Here is an 18,652-nt window from a genome sequence, read left to right on the forward strand (position 1 = left end):
CTACCTTAGCTGAAACTCAATGCGTTGAGTGGCACGCCTGAGCTGCTCGCTGGCCTCAAACTGCCAGCGAGCAATGGCGTCCGACGCCGCTTCTTCAAATACCCGCTGCGGCCGGGCCTGGATCACGCGAATCGTGCGGCTATCCACGCTACCATCACGACGGATCATAAACTCCACCTCAACGAACCCTTCCAACCCGCGCCGTTGGGCGCGCCGTGGGTAGGTGGGATTTACCCGGCTGGCGGGGGCCAGCTGGCCGACATTCAGCGGCTCATTTGAAGGCGCAGCCTGTGCCTGGGCAGGCGCGTCTTGCTGAGGTGAAGCAAATGCATGTTCGTCCGCAGACTTGGACGCGGCATCTGCCTGGGGCGTAGGTTCAGGCTTGGCTGCGGGTTCTGATTCTGGTTTGGGCTCGGGCTTTGGCTCGGGCTCAGGTTTGGGTTCTGGTTCCGGTTCCGGTTCTGGTTCCGGTTTCGGTTCGGGCTCAGGTGTTGGTTCGGGCTCAGGTTCCGGTTGCGGACTTTCACTTTCATTGACCACTTGACTGTCAGCGTCCGCTAACACATCCGGCACCGGCTCCACCTGAGGAGGCCGCGCCTTTGCGTCAGGCCGGCTTTCGCTGGCGGCAGGCGTTGGTGCTGACTGTTCAGCTGGCGTTTCGGTTGACTCGGTGGCTTCCAGCAGGGTCATCGACATCGTCATTTCGGGGGCTTCCACTGGCCGCTCCGGGGGGGTGACCATCAGGGCAATCAGCCAGAACAGGCCTACGGCCAGCGTCATCCCTCCCAGCATGGAAAGCAGATGGCGCATCATTGTTCGCTCCGGTTTGCCGCTACCGCGACCTGTTCAACGCCGGCCTGCTTGAGGTGGTCCATCACTTCAATCAGCACACCGGTAGTGGACGCCCGATCTGCCTGAATAACCACAGCGCCGTCATCGGTCAGCATGTCGGCTACCTGCTGGCCAATGCGATGTACATCCACTGGCTTGCCATCCACCCAGACAGCGCCTTCAGGCGTAATGGCCACCAGCACCTGAGCCTCCGGGCGAGGCGTTGCCGCTGAGGCGTCTGGGCGCTCGATCTCGACGCCGCTTTCCTTGATGAAGCTGGTGGTGACGATAAAAAAGATCAGCATGATAAACACCACATCAAGCATCGGTGTCAGGTTTACCTCATTGCTGTCTGTCGTGGATTCCATAGAACGGCGTCTACGCATTGTTTTCCTCCAGCGCGCGAGCCAGACGATCATGCAGGCGCTGGTCTTCCCGGCGGATTACATGCTCCAGACGGCTGATCAAGAGTAGCCCGACCAACGCAATGGCCATGCCGGTCAGGGTGGGCAGCGTGGCCCGCGCCACACCGTCGGCCATGGCCCGGGCCTGATGGGTATCGCTGAGGGCCAGGCTATCAAAAACGCTGATCATGCCGGTCACCGTACCCAGCAAGCCAAGCAATGGACACAATGCCACCAAGAGCTTGATCCAGGGTAAGGGGCGGCGCAGCCTGGCCACCAGTGCCTGAGCCCACACCTGTCGAAGCGTGCGAGCACTCCAGCTGCGATGATCGCTGCGCATCGTCCAACGGCGGACCAGCTGGCGGCGGGCAAGGCGCCAGCTGACGCGGTAATACCACCAGCGTTCAATTGCCATACCAAATACCATCACCGCAACCAGTGCCAATACGCCCAGCACGGGCCCGCCTGCATCTAACAGGCGCTCTACCGGTGTCAGCCACAAAGGCAAGTCGGGCATTTCATAGCCCTCCGTGCTTATCAGAAGGAAGGGTGAAAAACGGTAAGGATGAACCTGATTCGAGATGATCCGCCAGAGCAGCACTCGCTTCGCCTTCCAGGGTCTGAATGATCAGGCGGCTGCGGGTCGCCAGGGCCGTCTGGGCAAACAGCAGCGGCACGGCCGTCACCAGCCCCAGCACCGTGGTGACCAGCGCCTGGCTGATACCGCCAGCCATCAACTGGGGGTCGCCGGTGCCGAATACAGTAATCGCCTGAAAGGTCACTATCATGCCGGTCACCGTGCCTAACAGGCCAAGCAGCGGGGCAATGGCGGCCAGCAGCTTGACAATCGGTTGCCCGCGCTCAATACGTGGAAGCTCCGCCAGCACAGCCTCATCCAGGCGGGCCTCCAGCGCCTCCGGAGCCTGATGCTTGTCCAACTCCTTGAAGCGCGCCAGCACCCGGCCCAGGGGATTGTTCGCCAATGGCTGACCCAAGGCCTTGCACTGGCGGCGCATCCGCAGACTGACCACGCTCAGGTAGCCATACTGTATCAGGGCCACCAGCATTCCCAGACCACCTAAAGCGACGACGACATAGCCCACATAGCCCCCCTGATGGAAGCGCTCCAACAGGCTGGGCTGTTGAGCAAGGGCGTTCAAAACGCTTCCCTGGGTCGGGTCGATGGCAAACACGCGGCTGGCTCCTTGGTGATAGTCCGCCAGCACCTCACTGATTGCCGAGGGCGTTCGCGGCACTTCAGCCAAATGCCCTTCTTCCTGGGGCATGCTGAGCAAGGCAGTATCGGTAAAGGCCGCAAAATCCCCCAGGCGCACAATATCACGCACGGCAATCTCGCCGCTGGCATCCGCCACGGGCCGCTCGAGGCGCTCGGCCTGCCCGGTGCGCTGAGTCAGCCGCGCCAGGCTATCCACCAGGGTTTCAATCTGCTCAGGCGCCAATACGTCAATATCATCCAGGCGCGGTGGCAGCGCATTGGCCTCTAAAGTTAACCAGCTATCGCCGCCCAGTTCGTTGCGCACGTCTTCACTATGCCGGGAGAGATCCGCCAGCAGCGCCGTTAGCGTTTCGCCCTGCTCACCTTGGCGCTCAGTCAGGGTTTGTGCTCGCAGTATTTGCTGTTGCTGCTGTTCCACCAAGGCTGCCTGCTGCTGCTCAGCGGCCTGGTACTTGGCTCGGGCATCATCCAGCGCCGCATCCAGCGCCTGCGGGTCATTGAGCAGCGCTTCAAGCCTGGCTTGATCCAAGGCGCTTGCCGCTTCCCGGGCGTCCTGTAGCGACACCAGGCCCTCGGTCTGGCTCAACGCCTTGCCGCTGGCGGTCAGGCTGGCCAGCAAGATTAGACAGATCAGCACTTTCATCGCTGACCTCCTGCAGCGTCTTCCACCCTCACCGAAAGCGGTAAACGCAAAAGCTCGGGAGTTCGCTGTTCATCGGCAATTCGCAGGCCGTTTCGCACCTCGCGCCGGGCAGTTTCATCCAGCGTGAGCCATTGGCGGCTCTCGACATCCCATACGCCGCCCTGGCGACCGTCTGGCGTGAGGTAGTACAGGCCAATACGGCCAAGGCGCAGGAACTCGACGTCACGGGGGCTGCCTTCATCCGGTTGCAGGCGCCCGCGCCAGCTATCCACTGCGCGGCCGTAGGCCAGTTCGGCGCGCCAGGCTTCCAGCAAGCCCGCAATCCGGGTGGCGCTATCGGCCTGGGCAGGTTCGGCGGGCGACACACGCGCCAGGCGCTCGTCTTTCAGAAACGGCAGATCAGCATTGATCCAGGCGGTTAATTGCTCCCTCATCAGCTGCTCGATCTCTGGCAAGGCAGCGCGGGTGCCATCCAGGTTATTCAGCGCTCTTTCAAGGCGCTGCTGGTGTTGGGCCTCGCTGACCAGGCGGGTACTCAAGGCAGCGTTGGCGGCTTGCAGCTGGTGGGTATCGCGTTCAAGGCGGCGCAATTCTTCAATGGCTGAGCGGGTCGAGTCATCCGCTGCCTCAATCTGCTGCTGGAACGCAGACGGCGCCCCACCCTGCTCTTCCTGCGCCATGATGTTGCTACTTGCCATCAGCGTGCCGCTGGCCAGAACACCGGCAAGCCAGCATCCCTGCAGGGCGAGTAAAGGCCTTTTCAGCACGTCATGCCTCCGTTACTGGCAGGTGCGCTGAAAAGATCGCGCACCGCCTCAATTAGATATGAGAACCATTTACGTTTGATTGCAAAGCGCATAGCCTACCACCTGCAGAGCAAATAACAATACTTATCATTAACATTTATTGGAGCCGAAACGAATAGCTAGTGCTATGCTGGCAATCTGCCTCAATTGAGGCGAGGCGTACAATTAAGAAAAGGTACAGGAGAGAAAGAAGAAGTAGAAGATAACGGTATATTGTTGGTTTCAAACCCATATGGTTAGAATAGCGGAAACTGATGACCGGCAACCGCTGATTTATAAACAGGATTGGAGCACGAATAAACGGCCTGATTCAATAATGATAGCGACACGAAATGATAGTGATTGCATGGTCATCAGCTGCATAGACCAACCGATTCGTATCATCAATCCGCCTTGACCAAAAACCCGCGAGATTTTCTTTTAGCGGTTCAGGTTTGCCGATACCGTCAAAAGGTGAGCGTTTTACGTCACTTATCAGCTTATTTACCCGTTCAAGCGTTTTTTTATCTTGCGTTTGCCAATACAGATAATCGCTCCATGCTTCGTCAGTCCACGAGAGTAAACGGCTACTCATCAATCAAAGCTCTTTGCTTTACCTTACCCGCTTTGAATTGCGCAATTGAACGGTTCAAATGCTCAGCATTTGCAGGTGAGCGCATTAAATGCACCGTCTCCATCAGGCTGTTGTAATAATCAAGAGACATAACAACGGCATCTTCTGAATCACGACGCGTAATCACGGCGGTATCGGCATCGTTTACCACAGCGTCCAGCACGGCTTTCAAGCCATTCCTTGCCTCTGTAAAAGATACAATTCTCATAAACCCTCCACTTGCACAGTTTTGCGTACAAGTATAGCCTCGCCCTCAGACATGTGCAATAAAATGTACATATCATTCTGTCAGCTAGCGCTTGGCATGGTTTTCACGATTGCCACATTCTGCCTGATCTTGTTCTGATCTATAGAATCAACAACACACACTACAACTTGCATGCATTGGTTCTCACAGCGAGTTTTTCTAGCTGCTGCATACCTCAAATAACGCGCAGCAAAGCGGCGGCCTAACGAGATGTCCATCTTACGCGGTCGTTTATTACTGTTTCAGTCGTACTCTGCATGCTGGGGCAGATCATCGGTAATCTCGAACCAAGGAGCCTTATTGCACACGAATACATGGCGCCCTGCTTTTACCTCGGGGTCAGTATCAAGTGTTCCGAGTGGGAAACCATACATCTCAGGGGCTGCATCAAATTTGGTATAGAGGCTGGAACCGCAGTTTGAGCAGAACCCTTTGTGCTCACCCGGAGACGATTCATAAAATTTCAGTAGCTCTTGGCCTTTGACGGTGTACCAATCTGAAGACCTTACTTTAGCACGGGTTCTAAAAGCCGAGGCATGAAGCTTGCGGCACATTGAACAGTGACAGTTCAGAACATCGGTAAGCGGACCGTTGATTTCATATTGAACCCCTCCACAGAGACAACTACCTGTTTGCTTCATTAATGCGCCTCCTTTTTGCAATAGCAGTGATTTACCTCGTTTGCATAACTTAAATAAACCCGACAGCACGTGTATTGGAGGTATCTGGTCTGCTTGGGCTAGCGGTTATTCCAACCACACATTCAGCCTGAGCGCAGCAGAGTTTACTTATAAAGGGTGTGGCGAGCACTCGCTCGCCACATTTGGGCAGGAAAAATCGTAGGCTTAAAACGCCCAGTCGTCGTCTTCTGTGGCGACGGCTTTGCCGATGACGTAGGAGGAGCCGGAGCCGGAGAAGAAGTCGTGGTTTTCGTCTGCACTCGGGGAAAGTGCTGCCATGATGGTCGGATCGACATCCGTGACGCTGCTGGGGAAGAGTGGTTCGAAGCCCAGGTTCATCAGCGCCTTGTTGGCGTTGTAGTGAAGAAACTTTTTCACGTCTTCCGTCAGACCCACTTCATCATAGAGTGATTCGGTGTAGCGCACCTCATTATCGTAGAGTTCCAACAGCAGTTCATAGGCGTAGTCCTTGACTTCCTGCTGGCGTTCCGCGGTGGCTTCTGACAGGGCTTGCTGGAATTTATAGCCAACATAGTAGCCGTGTACGGCTTCATCGCGAATGATCAGACGAATCAGGTCGGCGGTATTGGTCAGCTTGGCATGGCTGGACCAGTACATCGGCAGGTAAAAGCCCGAGTAGAACAGAAACGACTCCAGAAAGACGCTGGCGACCTTGCGCATCAAGGGGTCATCCGAGCGGTAACGCTTGAGAATCAGCTCGGATTTCATCTGCAGGTTGGGGTTTTCCTCACTCCAGCGGAAGGCGTCGTCCACGTCACGGGTGTTGCAAAGGGTCGAGAAAATCGAGCTGTAGGAACGCGCATGCACAGATTCCATAAAGGCGATATTGGTGTATACCGCCTCTTCGTGGGGAGTACGGGCGTCGTCCATCAACACCGGCGCGCCCACGCTGCTCTGGATGGTATCCAGCAAGGTCAGGCCGGTAAATACCCGTATGGTCAGCTGTTTTTCCTGCTGGGTCAGGGTATTCCAGGACTGAATATCATTGGACAGCGGCACTTTTTCCGGCAACCAGAAGTTGCTGGTCAGACGGTTCCAGACCTCCAGATCCTTATCGTCTTCAAGGCGGTTCCAGTTGATGGCATCAACCCGCGATAAACGTTGCATCATATTCATGTGAATTACCCTTGTCAGTCGCGTGATCAGGTTAGAGGGTGCAGGAAACGCAGCCTTCCACTTCCGTGCCTTCCAGCGCACTCTGGCGCAGGCGAATGTAGTAAAGCGTCTTGATGCCCTTGCGCCAGGCGTGAATCTGCGCCTTGTTGATATCCCGGGTAGTCGCAGTGTCCGGAAAGAACAGTGTCAGCGAAAGCCCCTGGTCGACGTGCTGAGAAGCCTCGGCGTAGGTATCGATAATCTTTTCCGGACCGATTTCGTAGGCATCCTGGAAATAGTCGAAGTTCGCCTCGTTCAGGAAAGGCGCCGGGTAGTAGACACGTCCCAGTTTACCTTCCTTACGGATCTCGATCTTCGCCGCCACCGGGTGAATACTGGACGTGGAATGGTTTATATATGAGATCGAACCCGTCGGCGGTACCGCCTGCAGGTTACGATTATACAGGCCGTGGGCCATCACAGATGCCTTCAGTGCCTGCCAGTCTTCTTGAGTCGGCAAGGCAATACCGCTGCGCTCAAATAGCTGGCGTACTTTTTCGGTGCGCGGCAGCCAGGCCTGGTCGGTGTACTTGTCAAAGAAAGTGCCCGAGGCATAGGTGGAATCCTCGAACCCCGCAAAGGTCTCGCCGTGTTCAATGGCCAGCTGGTTTGAGGCGCGAATGGCATGGAAGGCCACGCAATAGAAATACAGGTTGGTGAAGTCCAGGCCTTCATCAGAGCCGTAATAGATATGCTCACGGGCCAGAAAACCGTGCAGGTTCATCTGCCCCAGACCAATGGCGCGGGATTTGGCGTTACCTTCGGCAATGGAGGGCACGCTCTGCAGGTTGCTCATTTCAGAGACAGCCGTCAGCCCGCGAATGGCAATATCGACACTGGTACCGATATCTCCCGCATCCATCACCTTGGCGATATTCATTGAGCCCAGGTTGCAGGAGATGTCATGCCCTACGTCACGGTAGCCAAGGTCATCATCGTATTGGGTGGGCGTGTTAACCTGCAGGATCTCGGAGCACAGGTTACTCATATTGATGCGCCCGGCAATCGGATTGGCGCGGTTAACAGTGTCTTCGAACATGATATACGGGTAGCCGGACTCGAACTGCAGCTCGGCCAGCGTCTGGAAAAACGCGCGCGCATTGATTTTCTGCTTGCGGATACGCGCATCAGCGACCATTTCGTGATACTTCTCGTTAACGCTGATATCACCAAAGGGCATGCCATAGACCCGCTCAACGTCATAGGGCGAGAACAAGTACATGTCGTCGTTGCGCTTGGCCAGCTCAAAAGTGATATCCGGAATCGTCACGCCCAGAGACAGCGTCTTGATGCGAATCTTTTCGTCGGCATTTTCCCGCTTGGTGTCCAGAAAGCGCAGGATATCCGGGTGGTGGGCGTTGAGATACACCGCCCCGGCGCCTTGTCGCGCACCCAGCTGGTTGGCATAGGAGAAAGCATCTTCAAGCAGTTTCATGATCGGGATAATGCCCGACGACTGGTTTTCGATACGCTTGATCGGCGCCCCTGACTCGCGGATATTGCTGAGCAGGAAGGCTACCCCGCCGCCGCGCTTGGAAAGCTGCAGCGCCGAGTTGATCGAACGGCCAATCGATTCCATGTTGTCTTCGATGCGCAGCAGAAAGCACGACACCAGCTCGCCGCGCTGCTGCTTGCCGCAATTCAGGAAAGTCGGCGTTGCCGGCTGAAAACGCCCGCTGATGATTTCATCCACCAGCGACCTGGCCAAAGCCTGATCACCGCGCGCAAGCGCCAGGGCGACCATGCAGACACGGTCTTCATAGCGTTCCAGATAACGTTTGCCATCAAATGTCTTCAAGGTATAGCTGGTGTAATACTTGAAAGCACCCAGGAAGCTTGGAAAGCGGAACTTGTAGGCGTAGGCCTGTTCAAATAATCCCTTGATAAATTCGGCCGAGTACTGGGCCAGGACATTGGCTTCGTAATAGCCCTCTTCCACCAGGTAATCCAGCTTCTCTTCCAGTGAGTGGAAGAAGACAGTGTTCTGATTCACATGCTGAAGAAAGTACTGACGCGCAGCCTCACGATCCTTATCCAGCTGCAACTCACCGTTGGCACCGTAAAGGTTCAGCATGGCATTCAGAGCATGATAGTCCAGCGCACGCCGGTCTGGCGCGGCAGCGTCAGGTGCTTGTTGTTGGTCTAGAATTGACGTTTCCAAAATGCATTTACTCCTTCACGAACTCTGATGACATCCTCATCGGTGCCAAACAGCTCAAATCGATACAAAAACGGTACCTGGCACTTTTCGGCAATAATCTGCCCGGCCATTCCAAATGCATCGCCAAAATTGGTATTCCCGGCGGCAATCACGCCGCGGATCAGGCCCCTGTTATGTTCATCGTTCAGGAATTGAATCACCTGCTTGGGAACGGCCCCCTTGGCATGCCCTCCACCATAGGTAGGGGTGACAAGAATATATGGCTGCTCTACCCGTAAGCTGGCTTCCTGACGATTCAGCGGCAATCGCTGAGCATTGAACCCCAGCTTCTGCATAAAACGGTGGGTATTCCCTGACTTGGTGGAAAAATACACCAGCGTGCCTGCCGGCTCGGCTACCGTATCCGCCATCTGCATGACAAGGATCAGGCCAGTGCCTGAATTCGATCCGGACGGAACCCTGACCAGTGCTCTTCACCTGCCACTACGACCGGCAACTGTCGGTAGCCAAGCGCTTCTACCTGCGCTTGGGCGCTGTCTTCGGCGGTGATATCGATGACGGTATATTCAAGGCCCTGCTTATCCAGTGCGCGATAGGTGGCAGTGCATTGAACGCAGGCAGGCTTGCTATAGATCTGGATTCCCATGGCTATTTTTCCTTTTCATCGCAGTGTTTTTCAGGTAAGGCACATCTAGTGCTTCGTATTCTTTGAACGTACAATGCATACTATATATAGATACTGGAAAAATCAAACCAGGCACATGTAGTATTTTTCATCCACAGGTTATTGACAGTTACTACCCAGTATCCTACCCAGGCGCAGCATGCGGACAGCCCGCGGCTTCGCCTTGAAGTCTCATGCAATGACTGAGTTTGTTGTTTTATCCACAAAAAAACCGCCCCCTTCTCAGGGAGCGGTTCTTGATGACGACCTCAGTGCTGAGGTGTCGTCAATCCCGGTTTGGGATCAGGCAATAGCAGCCTGATAGCGACGTTCAACGTCTTCCCAGTTGATGACGTTGTAAAAAGTTTCCACGTAATCAGGACGCTTGTTCTGGAACTTCAGGTAGTAGGCATGTTCCCATACATCCAGACCCAGAACAGGAGTGTTGCCGTGCATGATCGGGCTGTCCTGGTTCAGGGTGTTTTCTACCACCAGCTTTTTCTCAGGCGTAACTGAGAGCCAGGCCCAGCCGCTGCCAAAACGCCCAAGCGCCGCTTTTTTGAAAGCATCCTTGAATGCATCAAAACCGCCCAGTTCGGCATCAATTGCTTTGGCCACATGGCCCTGCGGCTGACCGCCACCCTGAGGAGACATCATTTGCCAGAACATGGAATGGTTGGCATGACCGCCACCGTTGTTGATGACCGCCTGACGCTTTTCTTCAGGAACTCGATCCAGATTGGCAATCAACTCTTCAACCGGCACATCCTCAAGGCCAGTACCTTCGAGCGCGGCGTTAAGGTTAGTGACATAGGTATTGTGATGACGCGAATGGTGAATTTCCATGGTCATCGCGTCGATGTGCGGTTCAAGTGCATCATAAGCGTAGGGTAGTTCAGGCAGTGTATGTGCCATTGTTATCATCTCCTTGCGTGGCTTTTACGAATATCATGGCGTTCAACGACCGGTGCTGTTGTCAATCTCATGAACGCCTTGTCATGAATTCAATGCTTGGCATTTACGCTCTAAAAACTATATGCGGACTGTATGACAGTTTTTCAACTGTTGCAGTCACCATTTTCCGATGTAGTGGCCTGATTATACCGTGCCGCATTGACCAAGTAATTTAGTCAACTATTTAAAGTCTACCTAATTTTTTGGCCAGAAAAAAGCCGCCTCTCTTTGAGAGCCGGCTGTTCAGGGAGAGATCTACACACGACAAGCAGAGGCGCGTTTAGCCAAATGCCTTATAGTTTGCTTTCCAGTTCCGGAAGCACCTCGAACAGATCACCGACCAGACCATAATCAGCCACCTGGAAAATCGGTGCTTCTTCATCCTTGTTGATTGCCACGATCACCTTGGACTCTTTCATACCCGCCAGATGCTGAATGGCACCGGAAATGCCCACAGCAATATAAAGATCCGGCGCAACAATCTTGCCGGTCTGCCCCACCTGCATATCATTGGGCACAAAACCTGCGTCAACGGCTGCTCGTGAAGCCCCCATGGCAGCACCCAGTTTGTCAGCAATGCCTTCAAGCAGCCTGAAGTTATCTCCATTGCCCATCCCACGACCCCCGGAAACTACCACCTTGGCACCGCCCAGTTCGGGCCGGTCAGACTTGGCCAACGCTTCGCCAATGAAGGTGGACTGGGTGTTTTCCACCACGATATCGATTGTTTCAATACTGGCAGAGCCACCCTCTGCCACGCCATCAAACGCACTGGGACGCACAGTAATTACCTTGAGGGCGTCCTCACTTTTGACGGTAGCAATCGCATTACCTGCATAAATGGGGCGCTTGAACGTATCTGCGCTTTCTACCGCTGTGATGTCGGATAACTGATTGACGTCCTTCAAGGCAGCCAAACGCGGAAGAACGTTCTTGCCCGTGGTAGACGCAGAGGCCAGGATGTGGGTGTAGTCATCTGCAAGTGTCAGTAGTAGCTTGCCCATAGGCTCAGCCAGCTGATGGGCATAGATAGCGTTATCGGCAATTCGCACCTTGCTAACCCCATCAAGTTTGGACGCTGCGTCAGCCGCTGCCTGCACATTCTCACCCGCCACCAGAACGTCAATATCGCCGCCAATGGCCTGAGCAGCGGCAACAACATTTGCCGTAGCGGCTGCCAGTTGGTCTTCGTGCACATCCGCCAATACCAGAATGCTCATGAATCTGACTCCTGTTTAAAGCACCTTGGCTTCGTTTTTGAGTTTGTCGACCAGCTCATCTACTGAGGCTACCTTCACGCCACCCTGACGCTCTGCGGGTGGCTCAACGCTGACAAGGCTGACCTTGCTGGCCATTTCGACGCCCAGATCTGCCGGTGACATGATATCCAGCGGCTTTTTCTTGGCCTTCATGATATCGGGAAGTTTTGCGTAACGTGGGTCATTCAGGCGCAGGTCAGTGGTGACAATGGCCGGCAAAGCAAGCTCAACGGTTTGCAGCCCCCCGTCGATTTCCCGGATGACCTTGAGCTTTTCACCGTCGACACTGACCTCTGAGGCAAAAGTGCCCTGGGGCAGGTCGGTTAACGCTGCCAGCATCTGGCCCGTCTGATTGTTATCACTGTCGATTGCCTGCTTGCCGAGTAGAACCAGACCGGGCTGCTCTTGCGCCACCAGTTTGGCAAGCGCCTTGGCGGCTCCCAGAGAATCGACCCGCTCATCGGTTTCAACATGAATCGCCCGGTCGGCGCCCAGCGCCAAGGCAGTGCGCAATTGCTCCTGCGCCGCCTTGGGACCAATCGTCACAGCCACCACCTCTGTCGCCACGCCTTTTTCTTTGAGGCGCACGGCTTCTTCAACCGCAATTTCACAAAACGGATTCATGGCCATTTTGACGTTGGTGAGATCAACATCCGATTTATCCGCCTTTACGCGAATCTTGACGTTGTAATCAATGACGCGTTTCACCGCGACGAGTACTTTCATGGAATCCTCGCTTGGCTTTCTGGTAAGCCCTTACTGAAAAGGGTATTCACAAACACTCGACCATTCTTTAGGGCCACTCTTCAAATTCATGCAAGCGTTTGATAGGTTAAACGCTGTAAAACACTTCAAACATGCCACATCTGATCAAGGTGCTACAAGACTCTTGTAGCCTAATGCGCCTACGTCCTTGGTATTATCCCGAGTTACCTCGCGCGATGCTGGTTGAATAATTCAGAGGTGACTTTAACCGCTTATTATGCCTATCATGATGTAGAAGCTGAAGCAAACGACCGTTTAATCATCAAGTTTATATTTACATAACGTTATAAAATTATGGTTGTGGCGATTGCCTCTCACACAGCCATACTACCAGCTCATCGATTCGCTGGGACCTGTTATAGGAGATGCTGCCGTGGAACACACCGAAGACACTCTCGAACGCGATGTGATGGAAGTTGACGTCGTGATTGTCGGCGCCGGGCCGTCCGGGCTTTCCGCTGCCTGCCGCCTGATGCAGCAGGCCAACGCCGCCGACCAGGAAATGACCGTCTGTGTGGTCGAAAAAGGCTCTGAAGTCGGCGCGCACATTCTCTCCGGCGCGGTGTTCGAGCCGCGCGCCCTGGCTGAGCTGTTCCCCGATTGGGAAGCGCGCGGCGCGCCCCTGACCACCCCCGCCATCCGCGATGAGGTCTACCTGCTCAAGGATGCCGAGAAAAGCCAGCAGATCCCCCATGCCCTGGTGCCCAGGAGCATGCATAACACCGGCGGGGACATGACCCGCTATGTGATCAGCGCGGGTAACCTGTGCCGCTGGCTGGGCGAGCAGGCCGAGCAGCTGGGGGTGGAAATCTTTCCCGGCTTTGCCGCCCAGGACGTCATCATCGAAGACGACTGTGTGCGCGGCATCCTGATCGGCGATATGGGCGTGGGCGCCGATGGCCAGCCCAAAGACGGGCATATGCCGGGCATGGAGCTGCGCGCCAAGTATACGCTGTTTGCCGAGGGCGCCCGCGGGCATCTGGGCAAGCGCCTGATCAGCGAGTTCGCCCTCGACGCCGGCCGCGACCCCCAGCATTACGGCATCGGCCTGAAAGAGCTGTGGGACGTGCCTGCCGAGCAGCATGAACCGGGCCTGGTGCTGCACGGCTCCGGTTGGCCGCTGGATAAGGACACCCACGGCGGCTGGTTCCTCTACCATGCAGACAACCAGCAGGTGGTGGTCGGGCTGATCATGGATCTGTCCTACCAGAACCCCTGGCTCTCGCCGTTTGACGAGTTCCAGCGCATGAAGCATCACCCGGTGCTCCGCCAACACCTTGAGGGCGGCAAGCGGGTGGCCTACGGCGCCCGCGCGCTGACCAAAGGCGGCCTGAACTGCCTGCCGAAAATGACCTTTGCCGGCGGCCTGCTGATCGGCTGCGATGCGGGCACCCTGAACTTTGCCAAGATCAAGGGCCTGCACACGGCGATGAAATCCGGCCTGGTGGCGGCGGAAAGCGTTTTTGAGGCCCTTCAGGCGGGGGATGAAGGCGGCCAGGAGCTGACCGCCTTCAGCGAAAAATGGGAAGCCAGCTGGGCCTATGACGAACTCAAGGCCAGCGCCAGCTTTGGCCCGGCGATTCACAAGTACGGCACCGTGATGGGCGGCGCCTACAACTTCGCCAACCAGCTGCTGGGTAACAAGCTGCCCAACCTGCACGACACCACCACGGACCACGGCGCGCTGAAGCCGGCGGCGGAGTTCGAGAAAATCGACTACCCCAGGCCGGACGGCAAGCTGTCGTTTGACAAATCGACCTCGGTGTTTCTGTCCAACACCAACCACGAGGAAGACCAGCCCTGCCACCTGCAGTTAAGCGACCCGGCGCTGCCGATTCGCGATAACCTGCCCACCTACGCCGAACCCGCTCAGCGTTACTGCCCGGCAGGGGTGTATGAAGTGGTGGAAGACGACGCCGGCAACCCACGCTTTCAGATCAACTTCCAGAACTGCGTGCACTGCAAGACCTGTGACATCAAGGACCCGGCCCAGAACATAAACTGGGTGGCCCCGGAAGGCGGCGGCGGGCCCAACTATCCCAATATGTAGGAATGTGCCGGTTAGATAGCAAAAACACCGGCCAAACAGGCAGCAAAAAGCCCCTCGCTGAGGGGCTTTTGGGGTCTTGCCAGCCGGAAATATCAGGCCTGCTTGATATCCAGCACTTCAATCGGCGCTTGTCTGGCGACCAGGCGACGCCTGCCTGCTTCAATAAAACGCACATCTATGACCGGATTATCGGCGCTGCCTTCCACACTGGCAATCTCCCCTTCACCAAAGAAATGATGACGCAGTCGCTGGCCGGGGTAATAGTCCACGCGGGTAGAGTAAGCCGTGCTGCTTTCGGCAATATGCGGCGTCCTGGGGCTGACGGTAAGCGTTATATCGTCACGCCCGATCTTTGTCAGGTAACGGCTGATAATGGAAGGTGATGTGACACTCACGGGTGGTTGTGCGTCGTGTTGCGACGGATCTTTTGCTGCAACCTGCAAGTGTTTCGCCACCTGCATACAATCCTGCCAGGCGCTTTCGGCGATAAACCGGCTCGGACGGTGCTCACCGCCATCATGCAATAGCAATAGTGTCCGCTGGGCGCGGGTAATTGCCACATAGAACAGCCGACGTTCTTCTTCAAGGCGTTCATCGTTGAGAGGGTTGTCGCGGCTATAATGGGGAAAATCCTCTTCATTCACCCCGGCCACAGCCACCAGTGGCCATTCCAGTCCCTTGGCACCATGAACCGTGCTGATCAGCACCCCATTGGCCTGATTTTCAACCGGTCGTTCTAACAGTTCAATAAAGGCATCCGGATTTTGGACACTGTTCGCCTGCTCAATCAGCACATCCAGCAGACGCACATCCTCTTCGCCCTTATCACGCCGCGCGGCGGCCCGCTTAAGGGTTTTCTCGGCATCAATGCTATCCACCACATGCTGCAACAGCCTTGAAGTAGGCCATTGGCCTAGCCTGGGCAGTTCAATCAGCAGCATCCAGCGCCTTTTGAGGGTACGTTTCTGCCCGGGCTTGAGATCTGCCAGCACCGCAGCATCACGCTGGGGCCACTGCTGCGTGCGGGCCAGCTCAAAAGCCAGCCGTTGCAGGCGCTCACGGGCAACAAAAGGCGTGGGTTGCGCCAGCAAGAGAGTGACCAGCTCAGGGTCATTAAGCAGGACTGGCTGGCGTGCCAGCTTCAGGTAACCGGCCAACGCCTGAACCAGCGGCAAACGGAACACAAAACGGTCTTCCTGCTGCATGCGAAACGGTATACCAGCCTGGAGCAGTGCCAACTGAACAGGCACCGATAGCGCCCAGCTGCGCACCAGCAGACAGGCATCACTCAAAGGCCACCCCTGGGATTTCCAGTCAAACAGGGTATCCAGCAGCAGGCGGCTACCCTGCGCTACGTGAATCTCGGTGGTCGGGTTCCCGTCCGCCGCCAGGCACAGTTGATCCGGACGACGCTGGTTGGCGTGAATGGCGTGATTGGCCGCTAGCGCCAGAGCATGGCCATGGCGAAACGTTGTTGAGAGTGGGTAATCCGTTGCACTGCCAAAAGTAGCAGTGAAATTTTCCAGCATGGTATCCGGCCGGGCGCCTCGCCATTCATAGATACACTGATTGGCATCTCCTACCGCCATGACTTCTGCCCGGGTACCCGCCAGCACCGCCAGCAGGCGCTGCTGGGCAGTATTAATATCCTGATACTCGTCAATGATGACATGATCCAGATAACCTTCCACCCGTTGGCGCAAACCGGTATCAGCCTCCAAGGCACGCAAAGGACGATAAAGCAGGTCTGCATACGTCATGACCCCTGTCTCCTGCAGCAATGCTTCTGAGGCCTGAAAGGCAGCTGGAAAATAGTCGGTATCCGACTCATAACCCAGCCGCTGATGAAGCTCGTCCGGATCGGCCATCTCGGCTTTCACCAGCCCGCAGAAATGTGCCAATGCTTCCAGCCGTTCTCCCTCCAGAGCAGCTTCACGGCGCTCAGGCTGATCAGAAAGCACGTTCAGGCTGGCCTGTTTGAGCAGACGTTCCAACTGCCAGTCAGCGGATAGCAGACGACGGGGCTCAAGCGACTGCCAGCGGCTCAGGCTATTGGTCAGACGATAACCCAGGGAGTGAAAGGTACGAATATCCGGCAAAGGCTGGCCCGGCTGGGCCATCTGTTGCAACCGCCGCTGAAAATCATCGCGTGCCGAGCGGTTGAACATCAACACCAGGATGCGCTTGGGTACGACACCTTGGGCTAACAGATACAACACACGCGCCGCCATGGTAGTGGTCTTGCCGGCACCCGCCACCGCCGCCACCCGGGCGTGCCCGGCCTGATGTTCAACCACCGCCTGCTGCTGTTGCGTCAGCGGTATGTCCATCATGCTTTTCACGGCGCCTCGCCAGAGTCAATGACACCCAGCGTCTGCCAATGACCGCCGCTCCAAAAGCCGACGTCATACTGCCCGTCTTCGCCCTCGTGGGTTTCAGCACTATCAACCAGCTGATAGTAGACATTGCGACTCAATCGCCCAGAGAGGCCAAAACGAACCATGACCTGAGGCACCTGCTCACCTTCAGGCGTTGTCGTCACTTGCAGGACATGGCTTTGATCCAGGCATAGTTGATCACCATACTGGGTGGTAAGCCACCAGTTACCACTGTACTGACGGGCCGCAACGATCAAAAAGGGGCAATCGGCGACTTCTATGCGCCAGCGCTCGTCTGGAGTCACCAGACAGATACCTTCAGGGTCCTGACGCAACAGACTTGCCATTAGACGCACCAGGTGTGGACGCGTAAAGGGTCGACCCTCATGCAGCCATTGACCATCTGCCTGAATAAGCAATGGCATATCACCCAGCAACGGAGGATGCCACTCATCAAGCCGCGGGATTTCTGCTGCACCATCACCATGATGAAGGAGACGATCAATCTGCATGACGTTGCACCTCGATAGCAAAAGCAACCTGGTTGCTCAGTTGATCAGACCTGCCATGTTAAGCGCTTCACGTACCTTGGCCGGCGCTTCAGGCACAGCGGATCGAAACAAGTGATAAAAATTGGCCGTCGTTTGCATGGCCACTTCATCAACGCTGATACCACGCACCTCGGCTATACATTCGGCCACCGGCACAACCCAGGCAGGCTGATTAGGCTTGCCTCGATGTGGCACGGGTGCCAGATAGGGGCTATCCGTCTCGATCAGCAACCGGTCTAACGGGATCTGCCGGGCAACCTCGCGCAGAGACGCCGCTTTGGCAAAGGTCACCATGCCTGAAAATGAAATATAGAAACCCAGCCTGACGGCTTCCCTGGCCATCTCCAGATCCTCACTAAAGCAGTGCAGAACACCGCCCACCTCGGGATCAGAGTATTCACGCAGCAGCGCCAGGGTGTCTTCCTTGGCCTCCCGGGTATGTACGACTATGGGTAACTCCAGCTCCCGGGCAGCCAACAGGTGGCGCTTGAAACGTGCATGCTGAACATCGACGGGCACACTGTCCCGGTAGTGATAATCCAGGCCGGATTCACCTATCGCTACCGCCCCATACTGGTCGGCAGCGGCGACAATATCAGCGACGTCAGGCTCTTTTTCTGCGCTATGCAGGGGATGAAGCCCGGCTGAAATCACCACGTCCTGATGCTGCCGGGCAATTGCAGCCAGTCCAGGCACGTCTTCCAGGGTCACTGCAATAGCCAGAAACTGGCTGACATCAGCGGCACGGGCAGCGTTCAGGGTGGCGGCCAGATCGCCAGCGTGAGTTTTATCCGACAAACGGTCCAAGTGGCAGTGAGAATCAACAAACATGGGGGAACTCAACAGAATAAGTGAAAAATGATAGCCGACAGACGTTCACACAATGTCTGCATTCACAAAGTATAAGAAGGTGCGGCCTGATCCAGCTGCCCGGCCAGCAAGGCTTCTATACGATCGCGTGCATGGTGGTCCTGCTGAGTGAAGTGGACGCCAATGCCCGGAATGCGCCGTCCGCTTACGCCCTCTGGCGAGAGCCAGGCCACCTTGCCATTGATCACCAGACGCTCGTCATCACCCGGCAGGGTCAGAAGCAACACCACCTGTTGACCCAGGCTATAAAGCTTCGGCGTAGGCACAAAAATGCCACCGCGCTCCAGAAAAGGCATGTAGGCAGCCAGCAATGTAGGTATATCCGGGATCTGAAGCGATAATGCCTTGTGAGCAGTCATACCT

Annotated in this window: 21 protein-coding genes; 2 read left to right on the forward strand and 19 right to left on the reverse strand. The window is 56.0% G+C overall.

Annotated features, from left to right (window positions below):
* From LL947_RS08205 to LL947_RS08235, 7 genes are all read right to left on the reverse strand, one after another.
* On the reverse strand, window positions 1-813 hold the full coding sequence (locus tag LL947_RS08205; RefSeq protein ID WP_499832910.1) for an energy transducer TonB: 813 nt from the start codon (window positions 811-813) through the stop codon (window positions 1-3).
* Window positions 810-1,217 carry an ExbD/TolR family protein gene (locus LL947_RS08210; RefSeq protein WP_499832911.1) on the reverse strand — a complete coding sequence of 136 codons (408 nt, stop codon included), beginning with the start codon at window positions 1,215-1,217 and terminating at the stop codon, window positions 810-812. The genes LL947_RS08205 and LL947_RS08210 overlap by 4 nt, the downstream gene beginning before the upstream one ends.
* A complete protein-coding gene (locus LL947_RS08215) occupies window positions 1,210-1,752 on the reverse strand; it encodes a MotA/TolQ/ExbB proton channel family protein (RefSeq protein WP_290824090.1) in 543 nt (180 codons plus the stop codon). The genes LL947_RS08210 and LL947_RS08215 overlap by 8 nt, the downstream gene beginning before the upstream one ends.
* 1 nt (window position 1,753) lies before the next feature.
* Window positions 1,754-3,115 (reverse strand): MotA/TolQ/ExbB proton channel family protein, encoded by a 1,362-nt coding sequence (locus LL947_RS08220; protein ID WP_499832912.1) that lies wholly within the window; start codon window positions 3,113-3,115, stop codon window positions 1,754-1,756.
* Window positions 3,112-3,882 (reverse strand): DUF3450 domain-containing protein, encoded by a 771-nt coding sequence (locus LL947_RS08225; RefSeq protein ID WP_499832913.1) that lies wholly within the window; start codon window positions 3,880-3,882, stop codon window positions 3,112-3,114. Before LL947_RS08225 ends, LL947_RS08220 begins: the two co-directional genes overlap by 4 nt.
* 349 nt (window positions 3,883-4,231) lie before the next feature.
* The gene (locus LL947_RS08230) at window positions 4,232-4,495 is read right to left on the reverse strand and encodes a Txe/YoeB family addiction module toxin (RefSeq protein ID WP_499832914.1); all 264 of its coding nucleotides are present in this window, start codon (window positions 4,493-4,495) and stop codon (window positions 4,232-4,234) included.
* Window positions 4,488-4,742, reverse strand: coding sequence for a type II toxin-antitoxin system Phd/YefM family antitoxin (locus LL947_RS08235; RefSeq protein ID WP_499832915.1), 255 nt, complete (start codon window positions 4,740-4,742; stop codon window positions 4,488-4,490). Before LL947_RS08235 ends, LL947_RS08230 begins: the two co-directional genes overlap by 8 nt.
* 77 nt (window positions 4,743-4,819) lie before the next feature.
* Here LL947_RS08235 and LL947_RS08240 point away from each other — a divergent pair, with 77 nt between their 5' ends.
* A complete protein-coding gene (locus LL947_RS08240; RefSeq protein WP_499834392.1) occupies window positions 4,820-4,987 on the forward strand; it encodes a type II toxin-antitoxin system YafQ family toxin in 168 nt (55 codons plus the stop codon).
* 36 nt (window positions 4,988-5,023) lie between these two features.
* On the opposite strand, the gene LL947_RS08245 is transcribed toward LL947_RS08240, so the two are convergent.
* The 8 genes from LL947_RS08245 to LL947_RS08280 form a co-directional block, all read right to left on the reverse strand.
* Entirely contained in the window at window positions 5,024-5,422 is a 399-nt protein-coding gene (locus LL947_RS08245; RefSeq protein ID WP_499832916.1) for a GFA family protein, read from the reverse strand.
* Window positions 5,423-5,626: 204 nt separating this feature from the next.
* Window positions 5,627-6,604 (reverse strand): class 1b ribonucleoside-diphosphate reductase subunit beta, encoded by a 978-nt coding sequence (gene nrdF / locus LL947_RS08250; protein ID WP_499834393.1) that lies wholly within the window; start codon window positions 6,602-6,604, stop codon window positions 5,627-5,629.
* Between the two features lie 25 nt (window positions 6,605-6,629).
* Window positions 6,630-8,798 carry a class 1b ribonucleoside-diphosphate reductase subunit alpha gene (gene nrdE, locus LL947_RS08255; RefSeq protein WP_499832917.1) on the reverse strand — a complete coding sequence of 723 codons (2,169 nt, stop codon included), beginning with the start codon at window positions 8,796-8,798 and terminating at the stop codon, window positions 6,630-6,632.
* Window positions 8,780-9,214: a class Ib ribonucleoside-diphosphate reductase assembly flavoprotein NrdI gene (gene nrdI / locus LL947_RS08260; RefSeq protein ID WP_404413405.1), complete on the reverse strand. Its 435-nt coding sequence runs from the start codon at window positions 9,212-9,214 to the stop codon at window positions 8,780-8,782. The genes nrdE and nrdI overlap by 19 nt, the downstream gene beginning before the upstream one ends.
* A gap of 8 nt (window positions 9,215-9,222) precedes the next feature.
* On the reverse strand, window positions 9,223-9,444 hold the full coding sequence (gene nrdH / locus LL947_RS08265; RefSeq protein ID WP_404413406.1) for a glutaredoxin-like protein NrdH: 222 nt from the start codon (window positions 9,442-9,444) through the stop codon (window positions 9,223-9,225).
* 321 nt (window positions 9,445-9,765) lie between these two features.
* Window positions 9,766-10,377 (reverse strand): superoxide dismutase, encoded by a 612-nt coding sequence (locus LL947_RS08270; RefSeq protein WP_290823911.1) that lies wholly within the window; start codon window positions 10,375-10,377, stop codon window positions 9,766-9,768.
* A 332-nt stretch (window positions 10,378-10,709) separates the two neighbouring features.
* Window positions 10,710-11,636, reverse strand: coding sequence for an electron transfer flavoprotein subunit alpha/FixB family protein (locus LL947_RS08275; RefSeq protein ID WP_499832918.1), 927 nt, complete (start codon window positions 11,634-11,636; stop codon window positions 10,710-10,712).
* A gap of 15 nt (window positions 11,637-11,651) precedes the next feature.
* A complete protein-coding gene (locus LL947_RS08280; protein ID WP_499832919.1) occupies window positions 11,652-12,401 on the reverse strand; it encodes an electron transfer flavoprotein subunit beta/FixA family protein in 750 nt (249 codons plus the stop codon).
* A 448-nt stretch (window positions 12,402-12,849) separates the two neighbouring features.
* Between LL947_RS08280 and LL947_RS08285 the strand changes: the two genes are divergently transcribed.
* The gene (locus LL947_RS08285; protein WP_499834394.1) at window positions 12,850-14,490 is read left to right on the forward strand and encodes an electron transfer flavoprotein-ubiquinone oxidoreductase; all 1,641 of its coding nucleotides are present in this window, start codon (window positions 12,850-12,852) and stop codon (window positions 14,488-14,490) included.
* A gap of 92 nt (window positions 14,491-14,582) precedes the next feature.
* Here LL947_RS08285 and LL947_RS08290 read toward each other — a convergent pair whose 3' ends face one another.
* The 4 genes from LL947_RS08290 to LL947_RS08305 form a co-directional block, all read right to left on the reverse strand.
* Entirely contained in the window at window positions 14,583-16,814 is a 2,232-nt protein-coding gene (locus LL947_RS08290; protein ID WP_499834395.1) for an ATP-dependent helicase, read from the reverse strand.
* Between the two features lie 14 nt (window positions 16,815-16,828).
* Window positions 16,829-17,380, reverse strand: a complete 552-nt coding sequence (locus LL947_RS08295; RefSeq protein WP_290820565.1) for a DUF1285 domain-containing protein — start codon at window positions 17,378-17,380, stop codon at window positions 16,829-16,831.
* A 36-nt stretch (window positions 17,381-17,416) separates the two neighbouring features.
* Entirely contained in the window at window positions 17,417-18,250 is an 834-nt protein-coding gene (locus tag LL947_RS08300; protein WP_404413409.1) for a TatD family hydrolase, read from the reverse strand.
* A gap of 62 nt (window positions 18,251-18,312) precedes the next feature.
* Window positions 18,313-18,648 (reverse strand): PilZ domain-containing protein, encoded by a 336-nt coding sequence (locus tag LL947_RS08305; RefSeq protein ID WP_404413410.1) that lies wholly within the window; start codon window positions 18,646-18,648, stop codon window positions 18,313-18,315.
* Window positions 18,649-18,652 lie beyond the last annotated feature (4 nt).

This window comes from Halomonas sp. BLK-85 (assembly GCF_044792155.1).
GTDB lineage: Bacteria > Pseudomonadota > Gammaproteobacteria > Pseudomonadales > Halomonadaceae > Vreelandella.

Coding starts and splice junctions, on each gene's coding strand:
- LL947_RS08205 (WP_499832910.1), bottom strand. CDS start 813: ATGATGCGCCATCTGCTTTCCATGCTGGGAGGGATGACGCTGGCCGTA.
- LL947_RS08210 (WP_499832911.1), bottom strand. CDS start 1,217: ATGCGTAGACGCCGTTCTATGGAATCCACGACAGACAGCAATGAGGTA.
- LL947_RS08215 (WP_290824090.1), bottom strand. CDS start 1,752: ATGCCCGACTTGCCTTTGTGGCTGACACCGGTAGAGCGCCTGTTAGAT.
- LL947_RS08220 (WP_499832912.1), bottom strand. CDS start 3,115: ATGAAAGTGCTGATCTGTCTAATCTTGCTGGCCAGCCTGACCGCCAGC.
- LL947_RS08230 (WP_499832914.1), bottom strand. CDS start 4,495: ATGAGTAGCCGTTTACTCTCGTGGACTGACGAAGCATGGAGCGATTAT.
- LL947_RS08235 (WP_499832915.1), bottom strand. CDS start 4,742: ATGAGAATTGTATCTTTTACAGAGGCAAGGAATGGCTTGAAAGCCGTG.
- LL947_RS08245 (WP_499832916.1), bottom strand. CDS start 5,422: ATGAAGCAAACAGGTAGTTGTCTCTGTGGAGGGGTTCAATATGAAATC.
- nrdI (WP_404413405.1), bottom strand. CDS start 9,214: ATGCAGATGGCGGATACGGTAGCCGAGCCGGCAGGCACGCTGGTGTAT.
- nrdH (WP_404413406.1), bottom strand. CDS start 9,444: ATGGGAATCCAGATCTATAGCAAGCCTGCCTGCGTTCAATGCACTGCC.
- LL947_RS08270 (WP_290823911.1), bottom strand. CDS start 10,377: ATGGCACATACACTGCCTGAACTACCCTACGCTTATGATGCACTTGAA.
- LL947_RS08275 (WP_499832918.1), bottom strand. CDS start 11,636: ATGAGCATTCTGGTATTGGCGGATGTGCACGAAGACCAACTGGCAGCC.
- LL947_RS08280 (WP_499832919.1), bottom strand. CDS start 12,401: ATGAAAGTACTCGTCGCGGTGAAACGCGTCATTGATTACAACGTCAAG.
- LL947_RS08285 (WP_499834394.1), top strand. CDS start 12,850: ATGGAAGTTGACGTCGTGATTGTCGGCGCCGGGCCGTCCGGGCTTTCC.
- LL947_RS08295 (WP_290820565.1), bottom strand. CDS start 17,380: ATGCAGATTGATCGTCTCCTTCATCATGGTGATGGTGCAGCAGAAATC.
- LL947_RS08300 (WP_404413409.1), bottom strand. CDS start 18,250: ATGTTTGTTGATTCTCACTGCCACTTGGACCGTTTGTCGGATAAAACT.
- LL947_RS08305 (WP_404413410.1), bottom strand. CDS start 18,648: ATGACTGCTCACAAGGCATTATCGCTTCAGATCCCGGATATACCTACA.